The organism is Streptomyces sp. AN091965 (assembly GCF_022698285.1).
In the GTDB taxonomy this organism is placed as follows: Bacteria; Actinomycetota; Actinomycetes; order Streptomycetales; family Streptomycetaceae; genus Streptomyces.
The window spans coordinates 996,732-1,009,865 of the sequence record NZ_JALDMY010000001.1; the positions used below are offsets into that span (position 1 = coordinate 996,732).

1 protein-coding gene and 2 pseudogenes (1 of these 3 cut by a window edge) are annotated in these 13,134 nt (G+C 74.6%); all 3 read right to left on the reverse strand.

Annotated elements, in window-relative coordinates; translation table 11 throughout:
• Window positions 1–4,773 (reverse strand): annotated as a pseudogene (locus MQV74_RS41510) (amino acid adenylation domain-containing protein); the annotation flags it as partial.
• Window positions 4,750–6,201, reverse strand: a pseudogene (locus MQV74_RS41515) (condensation domain-containing protein); the annotation flags it as partial. The pseudogenes MQV74_RS41515 and MQV74_RS41510, both read right to left, overlap by 24 nt.
• Window positions 6,198–13,134, reverse strand: partial view of an SDR family NAD(P)-dependent oxidoreductase gene (locus MQV74_RS03930; RefSeq protein ID WP_278194081.1) — the final stretch only. Its footprint extends 7,286 nt past the window's final position; 6,937 of the gene's 14,223 nt are visible here — the last part of the coding sequence; its start codon lies off the right edge, out of view; it ends in the stop codon at window positions 6,198–6,200. The pseudogene MQV74_RS41515 and the gene MQV74_RS03930, both read right to left, overlap by 4 nt.

Sequence of the window (13,134 nt, forward strand, 5' to 3'; positions counted from 1 at the left end):
GGCCGACGGGACGACGTAGGCGACGAGGCGCTGGTCCTGGTCGTCGTAGCCGCGCACCAGGACGCGGGCGTCCTGGACGGCGGGGTGTTCGGCGAGGCGGGCCTCGATCTCGCCCAGCTCGATCCGGAAGCCCCGGATCTTCACCTGATCGTCGTTGCGGCCCAGGTATTCGAGCGAGCCGTCGGGCAGCCGGCGGGCCAGATCACCCGAGCGGTACATCCGCGCACCCGGCACCTCGCGGAACGGGTCCTCCAGGAACCGCTCCGCCGTCAGCTCCGGCCGGTTCAAGTAGCCGCGGGCCACGCCCTCGCCGCCGACGTACAGCTCGCCGACGGCGCCGATGGGGGCGGGGCGGCCGTGCGGGTCCAGGACGTAGGTGCGCAGGTCGGGGATGCGGCGTCCGATGGGGCTCACGGGCCGGTCCAGGTCAGCCTCGGTGAGGGGGTGGTAGGTGACGTGCACGGTGGTCTCGGTGATGCCGTACATGTTCACGAGCCGGGCGTTCTTGTTGACCGGGCGGCGCAGCCACGGCTTGAGCGAGGCCACCTCCAGGGCCTCGCCGCCGAAGACCACGGCGCGCAGGGCGTGCGGCCGGGCGTCGTCGCCCTGTGCGGCGATCAGCTGCCGGAAAGCGCTCGGAGTCTGGTTGAGGACCGTCACCCCCGTCTCGCACAGCAGCCCGTAGAAGTCCTCCGGGCTACGGGTGACGGCCTGCGGTACGACCACGAGACGGCCGCCGTGCAGCAGCGCACCCCAGATCTCCCACACGGAGAAGTCGAACGCGAAGGAGTGGAACAGCGCCCACACGTCGTGCTCGTCGAAACGGAACCAGTCGTCCGTCGACGTGAAGAGGCGGACCACGTTGCGGTGTTCGACGACCACGCCCTTGGGCACGCCCGTCGAACCCGACGTGTAGATCACATAGGCCGCGTGCGAGGGACCCACACCCGTACCCGTGACGTCGTCGGCCGACAGCGTCACCCACTGGTCCGCGTCCGCGCGGACGTCCACGACCGGGACCGACGGGACGGCGAGGCCCTCGGGCAGCACGCCGTCCATGACCAGGACGCGAGGCGCGCTGTCGTCGAGGATGTGCGCGAGGCGGTCCGCCGGGGATGCCGGGTCCACGGGCACGTAGGCGCCGCCCGCCTTCAGGACCGCGAGCACGGCGACCACGAGGTGTTCGCTGCGCGGCAGGCACAGCGCCACCAGCACGTCCGGGCCCACACCCAGACCGCGCAGATGACGCGCGAGACGGTTCGCCCGCGCGTTCAACTCCCCGTACGACAGACGGCTGCCCTCGAACTCCACCGCCACCGCGTCCGGGGTCCGGGCGGCGATCCGCTCGAAGCCCTCGTGCAGGGGACGCGCCACCGGCTCGGCCGCGGGCACCTCGTTCCACTCGGCGAGGACCCGGTGGCGCAGGGCGTCGCTCAGGACGGGCAGGTCCAGGGCCGGGCGCTGCTCGGCGCCCTCGGTGGTGAGGGCGGCGATGAGGCCCTCCATGGCGGTTTCCAGGTAGCCGATGACGAGTTCGGCGTCCTGGGCCCGGTCGATCTGCGCGTCGAGCGAGAAGGAGTGCCCGAGGTCGTCGACGGACAGGGCGATGGGGTAGTTGCTGCGCTCGATGACGCCCGCGAGGGACTTGACGCCAGCGCGCTCCAGCTCGGAGTCGTCGATGCGGTCGTCGGACTCCAGGTGCCGGTAGTTCAGGATCGCGTTGAACAGCGGCGTCTCGGGCGGCACGGCGCTGTGGCCGTGGGCCACGGCCAGCGGGGTCTGCTCGTGGCGCACCAGGTCGCGCAGAGTCCGGTCCGTGGCGCTCACCAGGTCCCGCACGCTCGTGCCCGTCAGGTCGACGCGCACGGGCAGGGTGTTGATGAAGTTGCCGAGCATGCGCTCGATGCCGCGCGGACCCTGGAGACGGCCGGACATGACGGTGCCGAAGACCACGTCGTCGCGGCCCGCGCACGCCGCCACGACCAGGGACCAGCCCGCGTGGAACAGCGTGGCCGGGCTGACCCGCAGGTCCTTCGCGCAGGCCCGGATCCGTTCCCCGAGGCGGGCGTCCAGCGGACGGCGCAGGTCGAGGACGCTGCGGCCGTCGCCGTGGACGTCCTGGAGCCCGAACATCACGGTGGGCTCGGTGACGTCGCCGAGCCGGTCCCGGAAGTGGTCCGCCGGGTCGTACTCGCGCGCGCGGTGCTGCACCTGGGCGATGAAGTCGCGGTACGGCGCGGGCGGGGCGAGCTCCCCGGCGCGGCCCGTCATGTGGGCGACGACCTCCCGGAACAGCAGGCCGAGCGAGGTCGCGTCGTCGATGACGTGGTGCAGGTTGAGCGCGGCGTACCAGGTGTCCGTGGAGGGCTGCCGGGCGGCGCGCAGCCGGATCAGCGGGGCGCGGTCGAGGCGCATCGCCTGCGGCCGGGCCAGGAGGGCGCGGATCTCCTCCTCGGCGTCGCGGCCCGCGGGCACCTCGAACTCCTCCAGGTCGAGGTCGGCGCGGCGCACCACGACCTGGACGGGCCGCGACAGGCCCTGGGTGAGGATCGCCGTGCGCAGCGCGTCGTGCCGGGCGACGGCCGCGCGCAGGGCGCTCACGAAGCCGTCGAGGTGGACCCTGCTCTCGAAGGAGAACACGCCGGAGAGCACGTACGGGTCGCGGCCGCTCTCCTTGAGGTGGTGGAAGAGCATGCCTTCCTGGAGGGCCGCCAGCGGGTACACGTCCTGGACGTTGGGGGCGCCGCCGGGCACCGCGGCCACGATCGCCGCCAGCTCGTCGTCGGTCAGGGAGACCAGGGGCAGCATGTCGGGGGTGAGCCGGTCGCAGTCCGCGGGGATGCCGTTCGGCGGGACGGTGAAGGCCGTCCCCGCCGGGGCCGCGTCCGGCGCGTCGGGGTCCTCCGGGGCGTGCGCAGCGTCGATGGCCGTGGCCAGGTCGGCGAGCGTGGCGGCGGCGAACACGCTGTGCAGCTCGCACTCCAGCCCCGCATCGTGCAGGCGCGCGGTCAGCTTGGGGATGAGCAGGGAGTGCCCGCCGAGGGCGAAGAAGTTGTCGTGGACGCCGATGCGCTCCTCGTCGAAGCCGAGCAGGCCCGCGCAGACCGCGAGCAGGGTCCGCTCGGTGAGGGTGCGCGGATCGACGCGGTCACCGGCCACGGCATACGCGTCGGCGTCGGGGGCCGGGAGTGCCTTCCGGTCGAGCTTGCCGTTCGCGGTCAGCGGCAGGGCGTCGAGGCGGACCAGGGCGCCCGGGACCATGTACTCGGGCAGCGCCCGGCCGAGGTGCTGCACCAGGGCGTCGTGGAACTCCCCGGTGTGCGCCGTGTCGAGGACCACGTAGCCGACGAGCCGCGGGTTGCCGGGGCTGTCCTCGCGGACGACGACGGCGCAGGCCCGCACCGCGGGATGGCGGGAGAGGCGGTCCTCGATCTCGTCGGGTTCGATGCGGAAGCCGCGCAGCTTGACCTGGTTGTCGATGCGGCCGAGGTACTCCAGGGTGCCGTCCGCCAGCCATCGGACGAGGTCGCCCGTGCGGTACATGCGGGCGTCCGGGTCCGCCGCGAAGGGGTTCGGGACGAAGCGCTCGCGGGTCAGGCCGGGGTTGTTCAGATAGCCGCGGGCCAGGCCGACGCCCGCGATGTGCAGCTCGCCCGCGCAGCCGACGGCCTGCCGCCGGCCCAGGTCGTCCAGGACGTACAGCTGGATGTTCTGGATCGGGCGGCCGATCGGCACCGTGCGGTCCGCGGCGTCGGGCGGGCAGGCCCAGTGGGTGACGTCGATCGCGGCCTCGGTGGGGCCGTACAGGTTGTGCAGGAGCGCGCGGTGCTGGGCGTAGTGGCGCGCGGGCAGCTCCGGCGGCAGGGCCTCGCCGCTGCAGAAGACCTGGCGCAGCGACGTGCAGCGGGCCCAGCCCTCGTGGTCGAGCATGAGGCGCAGCATGGGCGGCACGAAGTGCGCGGTGGTGACCCCGGCGGCCCGGATGAGCGACACCAGGTACGCGGGGTCCTTGTGGCCGCCCGGTGCGGCGACGACCAGGCGCGCGCCGGTGATCAGGGGCCAGACGAACTCCCACACGGAGACGTCGAAGCTGAACGGCGTCTTCTGGAGCACGACGTCGTCGGGCGTCAGCGCGTACGCGTTCTGCATCCACTCGACGCGGTTGACGGCCGCACGGTGCTCGACCATGACGCCCTTGGGACGGCCGGTGGAGCCGGAGGTGTAGATGACGTACGCGAGGTCGCCGGGGGCGATCCGGGCGGGGGCGCCCACGTCCTGGGCACCCGGGGCGCCGCCGGGGAGCGGCCGTCCCTCGGCGTCCAGGCGGAGCACCGTGCGCGCCCCGGTCAGGGCGGAGGTGTCGGTGCCGGACTGGGTGAGGACGAGGGCGGCGCCCGAGTCCTCGATCATGTACTGGATGCGTTCGGCCGGGTAGTCCGGCTCCAGGGGGAGGTAGGCGCCGCCCGCCTTCATGACCGCCCACAGGGCGATCACCATCTCCAGGGAGCGTTCCATGGAGATACCGACGACCGTGTCCGCGGTGACGCCGCGGCGGCGCAGCTCGGCGGCCAGGGCGTCGGTGCGCGCGGCGAACTGGGCGTACGTCAGGGAGTGCTCGCCGTACACGAGGGCGGTGCGCTCTTCGTGCCGGGCGACGGCGTCGGCCAGGAGGTCGGGCAGGCTGCGCTCCGCGGAGAAGGGGCGGGCGGTGTCGTTCCACGCGTCGAACCGGCGCAGCTCGTCGTCCGACAGGTGCGAGGCCTCGGACAGCAGCTGTCCGGGGGCGTCGACCAGGGCGCGCAGCAGGGTCTCGTAGTGCCCGAGGAAGCGCTCGACGTCCGCCGCGTCGAAGCGCGCGGCGTCGTACTTGAGGTGCAGCGTGTAGGCGTCGGCGGCGTGCTCGACGACCTCCAGGTGGAGCTTGAACTCCCCCTCCTGGGATATCTCCTCCACGAACCGCAGCGAGCGGGCCAGGTCGAGGCCGTGCACGTCGCCGTCCGTCAGCCGCATCATGCGCTGGTTCTGGAAGACGTACGAGACCTGGAAGACCGGGGAGGTGTCGGGGTCCGTGCGCAGGTTCAGGTCCTGCACCATGCGCGGGAACGGGTACGCGGCGTGGTCGAGGCCGTCGGCCATGACGAGCGTCAGGTCGCGCACGAAGTCGGTGAACGGCACGTCGCCGCGCACGCCGTGGCGCACGGGCAGCATGTTCACGAAGTAGCCGACCGCCTCGTCGTAGGTGGCGTCCGGCCTGCCCAGGGACGGCACGCCGACGACGAGGTCGCGCTCGCCGCTGTAGCGGTGCAGGAGCAGTTCGTACACGGCGAGGAAGAGCACCGCGGGCTTGACGCCGCGGTCCGCGCACAGGTCGCGCACCCGCGCGGCGAGGGCCTCGGGCAGCGGCTGGGTGACCGTCTCGCCCACCACGGCGGTGCCGGGCGCGGGGGCGCGCTCGATGCCGAGGCGCAGCACGGGCAGGTCGCCCGCCAGGGTGTCCCGCCAGAACGCGCGGTGGCGGGCGCCGTCGGGACCCGCGAGGAAGTCCGCCTCCCAGCGCACGAACGCGTCGTAGGCGTCGTGCCGCGCGGACGCGGGCTCGGGGGCGTCGCCCCGCAGCAGGGTGTCGTAGGTGCGGAGCAGGTCGCGGAGCAGCACGGGGGTGGACGCGCCGTCGAACACCAGGTGGTGCAGGACGAGCAGGACGAGCGTCCGCGGCGCGTCGGCCGTGCCCGCCGTGTACACGACGGCCCGGGCCGGTCCTTCCTGGTGGAGGTCGAAGGGTGCCTTGGCCTGTTCGCGCGCCAGGGCGACCAGGACGTCGTCGGGCAGGCCGTGCGGCACGGTCTGGTGCCGGAAGGGTGCCTCCTCGCCGTCCGGGCGCCGCACCAGGTACGGGGTGCCCTCGTCCTCGACGACCACGCTGTGCAGCAGCGCGTGCCGGGACGTCACCTGCCGGAAGGCCTCCGCGAACACGTCGACGTCGAACGGCGCCGACGTGCGGAAGCAGACGGGGACGTTGTACACGTCCGACGCGGGCCGCAGCTTGTGGAGCAGCCACAGCCCCTTCTGGCCCTCGGAGAGGGCACGCCGGTCGGTGACGCCCGCCTGCGCGGAGTCCTGGAGTCGTTCGTAGAACGCGAGCACGTCCTCAGCGGTGCAGAGGCCCGCCTTGAAGCCCGCCAGAATCTGATCCTCGTTCACGCGCCCGGTGCTTCCTTCATGAGTGACTTGAGTTCTTCGAGTCCGACGTGGCCCTGGCGGAACTCCTCCAGTGCCTTGGTCCGTGCTTCGCGTACGTCCGGTACGTGGGGTGGCTGCGGGGTTCCGCGCTTCGCGGCGAGCCGGTCCGCGATGCGCTCCAGGGTGGTGAGCTCGACGATCTCCCGCGTGGTGAGGGTGAGGCCGAGGTCGGCCTCCACCGCGCGTCGCAGGCGCACCCACAGGACCGAGTCGGCGCCCAGGCTGTGCAGGTCCTTGTCCAGCGGGAGTTCGCCGGGGGCGAAGCCGAGGGCGTCGCTGAAGTAGTCCGCGAGGTAGCGCAGGATGTCGCCGTCGTGCGTGCCGCCGTCGTGGGTTCCGGCTTCGGTTTCGGGCTCGGTGACGGGATCGGGGTCGGGGTGGGTGAGGGGGTCGGGCAGCTCGGTGTGCGGAGCCGCGTCGGGCGTGGGAGGCGTATGGGGCGTGGGAGGCGTCGTCGGGGTGCCGGTGTGGCCCACCCAGTACCGCTTGCGCCGGAACTCCGTCGTCGGCAGCGCCACGAGTCGGCGTCCCTGCCCCGCGGACAGGCCGCGCCAGGGGATCCGGCCGCCCCGCACCCACAGCTCGGCGAGCCGGTCGAGTTCGCCGTCGGTGACGAGCGCCCGGACGAACGCCTCGCCGTGGCCGCCCGCGAGCAGGTCGCCCAGGGTGGCGGCCCCGGCCTCCGCGTCGCCCCGGTACAGCTGGGCGTACTCGGACCGGTCGGCGAGGAACTCCGCGAGCGCGCGCAGCAGGCCCGCGCGGGACTCCGTGACGAACGCCAGGCGCTCGGCCAGGGCTTCCCTGCCCGTCCGCAGCGTGTGGGCGACGTCCGCGAGCCAGGCGGCGGCGTCCGCGTCCGGTACGTCGGCCCGCTCGACGAAGTCGTGCAGCAGACGGGCGGCGGTGCGCAGCCGCTCGGGGTCCCCGGCGGACAGCACGATCAGCTGCGGCTGCCCCGGCTGCGGCCGCGCCGCCGCCACGTGCTCGGGCTCCGGCGCCTCCTCCACGACGAGGCTGACGTGGCTGCCGCCCGCTCCGACGGAGTTGAGCAGTGCGCGCCGGGGGGAGCCGGTACGCGGCTCCCACGGCGTGAGCGTCTCGCACAGCCGCAACGGGCCGTCGTCCAGGCGGAGTTCGGCGTTGGGCGTGCCGACCGCCGTGCGGGGTGCCAGCTCCCGGTGGCGCAGCTGGAGGACGACCTTGGTGAGCTGGGCGATGCCGGAGGCCGCCTCGGGGTGGCCCAGGTTGGACTTCACCGAACCGAGCGCGATCGGCTCGGTGACGTCGGCGAACACCTCGCGCAGCGCACCCGCCTCGACGGCGTCGCCGAGCGCGGACCCGTTGGCCGCGGCCTCCACGTAGCCGATCGACGCGGGGTCGCAGCCCGCCTTCTCCAGGGCCCTGCGGGCCACGTTCACCTGGGTCCTGCGGCTCGGCGCCATGAACTGGCCCGCGCGGCCGCCGTGCAGCGAGGCGCTGCCCTTGATGACCGCGAGGACGGTGTCGCCGTCCCTGCGGGCGGCGGCCAGCGGCTTGAGCAGCACGGCGCCCACCGCCTCGGCGGGCAGATAGCCGTCGCCGTCCCGGAAGCTGCGGCTGCCGGGGTGGCTGCCGAGCAGGCCGGCCCGGGACAGGGCCCGGTACTTGTCGGGGTGGACCGTCAGGTTCACGCCTCCGGCGATCGCCAGCTCGCTGTCGCCGCGCAGCAGATCGGCGCAGGCCAGGTGGATGGCCGCCGCCGAGGACGCGCACATGCCGTCCACGGCGAGGCTCGGTCCCTCCAGGCCGAAGAAGTGCGAGACGCGGTTGGCGATGAGGTTGTACGAGGCCGCCGACGTCAGGGCGGAGCGCACCACGTCGGCGGTGTCGGCCCGGTACATCTGGTACATCGCGCCGACGTACACGCCGACCCGGCGGCCGTACGTGCGCTCGACGGCCTCCTGGGTGACACCGCTGCGCTCCAGGAGCTGCCACACCGTCTCCAGGAACAGCCGCTGCTGCGGGTCCATGGTCTCGGCCTCGCGCGGCGAGATGCCGAAGTGCAGCGGGTCGAACTGGTCGACGCCGTCGAGGAAGCCGCCCCACTTGCCGTAGCTCTTGCCGGGCGCGTCGCGGTCCGGGTCGAACACCGCGTCGTGGTCCCAGCGGTCGGCGGGGACCTCGGTGACGCAGTCGGCGCCGGTGCGCAGCAGGCCCCACAGGGCGTCGGGGTCGGCGGCGCCCGGGTAGCGTCCGGCGAGGCCGATGATGGCGACGCCGTCGTCGCGCGGGTCCCGGGCGGGCCGGGCCTGTTCGCGCCGCGCGGGTTCGGGGGCGGGCGGTGCCGGTACCCGTGCGGGTGCGGGTTCGGTCGCGGACTCGGGCACGGTCGCCGGGGCCGGTGCGGGTGCCGTCGTGGTCGTGTTCGGCTCGCCGAACAGCGCGCGCAGGGCGTCCCCGTGCTCGGCCACGAAGTACTCGGCCAGCTCGCGGACCGTCTGCACCTCGAAGAACAGGGTCTTGGGCAGCGTGCCGAAGTCCGTCTCCAGCTGGGCGATCAGGTTCATCGCCACCACGGAGTCCATGCCGTAGCGCTCCAGGGGCACCTCCGCGTCGAGCCGGTCGGCGCCGAGCTTGAGGCCGGCCGCCAGGTGCGCGCGCAGATGGCGCCGGGTGCGGTCGAGCAGGGCCCGGTCGTCGCCCGCCGCACCGGTGGGCGGCGTCGGGGCGGCCTCGGCCCGCGGTACCTCCAGGGCACGCGGCTCGGCCCCGGCACGCGGCTCGGCCCCGGCGCGCGGCTCGGCCCCGGCCGCCGCCCGCGCGGGTCGCGCGGTCAGGCGCGGCAGGACCGCGGCGCGCCGCCCGGCGACCACGAGGAGCTGGCCGTCGGCGAGGCCGGTGCGGCGTGCGGCGACCCCGGCGTGCAGGGCCCGCAGGCCGCTCCGGGTGTCCAGCGGGACGAGGTCCATCCGCCGCAGCCGCTCCTCGGTGGCGGCGTCCACACCCATTCCGCCCTCGGCCCACAGAGGCCAGTTCAGGGACAGGGTCAGGCCGTGGCGCGCCCCGGCGGCCGCGAGGCGGCCCCGGTGGGCGGCGTAGGCGTCCATGAACGCGTTGCCCGCCGCGTAGTCGGCCTGGCCCGCGTTGCCCAGGGCGCCGGACGTCGACGAGTAGCACAGGAACAGCTCGAGGGGCTGGTCCCGGGTCAGCTCGTCGAGGTGGACGAGGCCCGCGACCTTCGGCGCGAGGACGCGCGCGAACTCCTCCGGCGTCTTGTGCGCGACGAAGGCGTCGCGCAGCACGCCCGCGGCGTGCACGACACCGGTGAGCGGCCCGTGCGTCCGCGCGACGTGCGCCACGAGGCGTTCGACGTCGGCGCGGTCGGTGACGTCGGTCCGCTGGTGGTCCACGGTCAGGCCCGAGGCCCGCAGCTCGTCGAGGGCCTGCCGCTGGGTGGCGTCGAGCGCCGAGCGGCCGGTCAGGACGACGGTGGCGCCCGGGGCGGCCGCTGCGATGTCCCGGGCCGTGACGAGGCCGAGGGCTCCGGTGCCCCCCGTGATGAGGTACACCCCGCCCGCGCGCCACGGGGCGGTGCCCGCCTCCGGCGCCGGGGGGAGTTCCGCGAGCCGCCTGACCTCACGGCGGCCCGCGCGGTAGCGGACTTCGGGCGCCGTCTCGGGGGCCGTCTCCGCGCGCAGCCGCTCGGCGACGAGGGCGGGCGCGGCGCCGTCGAGGCAGTCCACGAGCTGGGTGCGCAGCCTCGGGTTCTCCAGGGCCGCGGTCCGCAGCAGTCCGCTGAGGCCGGTGAACGCGGCCCGGCCCGCCGCCTCCTGGCTCCGGTCGCCGACGAGGACGACCTGGAGCAGGGCTCCGCCGCGCACGCCGTCCGTCAGCAGGGCGCGGGCCCGGGCGAACACCTGCCGTGCCGCCGTCAGGTACGCGACGTCCAAGGGGGCGTCGTCCGCCAGGGCCACGGTCTCCAGGTGCGCCGCGGCCGTGAGGGCCGTGGTCGGCGCGGACTCCTCGCCCGGCGCGAACCGGCCCACGAGGATCACATGGTGCTCGGCCACGCGTGCGGCCGTGGCGCCGCCTGCCTCCTCCGCCTCCCACACGGGGTGCGTGAGGAGCACGTGGCCGGGCGTGGCGGGCTCGCCGCCCGTCGCGCTCTCCAGGTCGAGCCAGTGGCGCTCGCGGGCGAAGGGGTAGCCGGGCAGGCTGAGGCGGCGCGGCCGTGCCGTGCCGTCCGCCGCGTACGCCCTGTCCCAGTCGACGGCTTCACCGCGGGCCCAGCGGGCCGCGTCCTCCTGGGGCTCCGTGACCGTGCCGTCGGCCTTGACGGGGGGCTGGTCGGGCCGGACACGACCGCGCGCCCAGGCGCCCGTGGCGGCGGGGTCGGTCAGGAACGCGTCGAGGGTGCGCCGGACGGACTCCAGGGAGTCCGCGGTGAACGCGAGGCGCTCCTCCAGGGCGACGCGGCCGGTCTGCAGGGTCCGGGCGAGCGCGGTGAGGTCGCCTTCGCCGAGCTCGTCCGCGCGGGCCCGCAACCGCCGCGCGGTTTCCACGAGTTGGTCCTCGGTCGCGGCCGACAGCGGTACGACGACGGGGTGCGGCGCGGCGGCGGGGGCGGGGGCGGCCTGCGGTTCGTACGCGGCCAGGACCACGTGCGCGTTGGCGCCGCCCGCGCCGAAGCTGGAGACGCCCGCGACGCGCGGCCCGCGCCACGGCTGAAGGGTGCGCTGCACGGTGAACGGCGTCCCGGCGAAGTCCAGATGGGGGTTGAGCGTGCTCGCGTGCAGGCTGGGCACCAGCTCGCCGTGGCGCATCTGGAGCAGCACCTTGGTGATGCCCGCGATGCCCGCCGCGCTCTCGCAGTGGCCGATGTTGGACTTCACCGAGCCGATCGCGCAGGTCGGCCCGGCCGCCCCGGCGGTGCGGCCGAACGCCTTGACCAGGCCGGTCAGTTCGATGGGGTCGCCGAGGGAGGTGCCGGTGCCGTGCGCCTCCAGATAGCTGAGCTCGTGCGGCGCGACGCCCGCCCGGGCGAGCGCGCGCGTGATGACGTCGCCCTGGGCCGCCGGGTCGGGCACCGAGAAGCCGTGGGTCCTGCCGCCGTGGTTGAGGGCCGTGCCCTTGATGACCGCGTGGATCTGGTCGCCGTCGGCGATCGCCCGCTCCAGGGGCTTGAGCAGGACGGCGCCGACGCCCTCGCCGGGCACGTAGCCGTCGCCGCCCTCGCCGAAGCTGCGGCAGCGGCCGTCGCTGGAGGTGAACTTGCCCTGGCTCAGCATCACGTACTTGTTCGGGTGGACGCTGACGTTGACCCCGCCCGCGACGGCCGCGGCGCACTGGCCGCTCCTGATCGCCTCGCAGGCGAGGTGGATCGCGGTCAGCGAGGACGAGCACATGGTGTCCACGGCCATGCTCGGGCCGTGGAAGTCGTAGAAGTACGAGATCCGGTTGGCGATGGACGAGGGGCTGCCGGAGAGCGCCACGCGGTGGCCGCGTGCCTGCGCCTGGGCGCCGTAGAGCTGGTACTCCTCGTACATCACGCCGACGAACACGCCGACCTTGCCCGTGGCGAGGAGGCCCGCGCCGGTGTCGGGGTCGGTGGACTGCCGGGACAGGGTCTCGCCGGTGTACCCGGCGTCCTCCAGGGTGTGGTGGACGGTCTCCAGGAAGAGCCGCTCCTGGGGGTCGAGGAACTCCGCCTCGCGCGGCGAGATGCGGAAGAACAGCGGGTCGAAGCGGTCGACGCCGTCGAGGAAGCCGCCCCACCGGGACGTGCCCTCGTGGTCGCGGGGGTCCCAGCGGTCCGCCGGGACCTCGGTGACGCAGTCCCGGCCGGAGCGCAGGTTCCGCCAGAACGCGTCGAGGTCGTCGGCCAGCGGGTAGCGGCCGCTCACGCCGACGATCGCGATGTCGGTGACCTGTTCCGCGCGCGGCGGCGCGGGCGTGGTCCGCGCCGGAGCCGGTGCCCGCTCCTCGGCCTCGGGGGCCGTCGCGCCGAGTGCGGCGCGCAGCCGCCCGGGATACGCCTCCGCGAAGTGCTCGCTGAGCGCACGGACCGTACGGACCTCGAAGAACAGCGTCTTGGACAGCTCCCCGAAGGTGCCCTCCAGGTGGTGGGTGAGCTCCATCGCCATCATGGAGTCCATGCCGTAGAACTCCAACGGCGTGTCGACGTCGAGGCGTTCGGCGTCGACTTCGAGCGCCGCGGCGAGCTGGTCGCGCAGATACGGCAGCGCGCGCCCGGCGAGGGTGGTGTCGGCGGCGTCCGCCGCGGCGGGGGACGCGGGGTGCTCCGTGGCGGCCGGGGCCGCCTCGGCGGGCAGCACCCGCGCGAGCAGGCCGGTCAGTTCGGCGCACACCCGGCCCTCGGTGTCGAGGAGGGTGATGTCCAGCTTCGCGGACGTGTCGCCGGGGCGGCTGCCGTCCTGGTAGCGGATCCAGGCGTACGCCGTCGCCGGGGTGGCGGCCAGGACGTCCACTTCCTGGAGGGCGAAGGGCAGCGCGGGCCGCGCGGGGGCCGTGCCGTGGCCGTCGCCGCCGAGCCCGAGGCCGATCGTGGCCTGGAGCGCGCCGTCGAGGATGCTCGGGTGCAGCGCGTAGGCGGCGGTGGTCTCCGCCGCGCGGGGCAGGCGCAGTTCGGCGAGCGCCTGGGGGCGGCCCGCGGTGTCGGTGCCGACGGCCAGCGTCGCCAGGGAGCGCTGTGCCGGGCCGTACTCCATGCCCACGCGGTCGTACAGGGCGTAGAGGTCGGCGGCGGTGAAGGAGGTCCCGGCGCAGGCGGCGCGCAGGTCCGCGAGCGGGAGCGCCGGACGCTCGGCGGGCGCCTCGGCCAGCTGTGCGCGGCCCTGGCTGGACAGCGTCCGCTCGCCGTCGGGGCCGACGGTGTGGAGCGTGTACGCGTAGGCG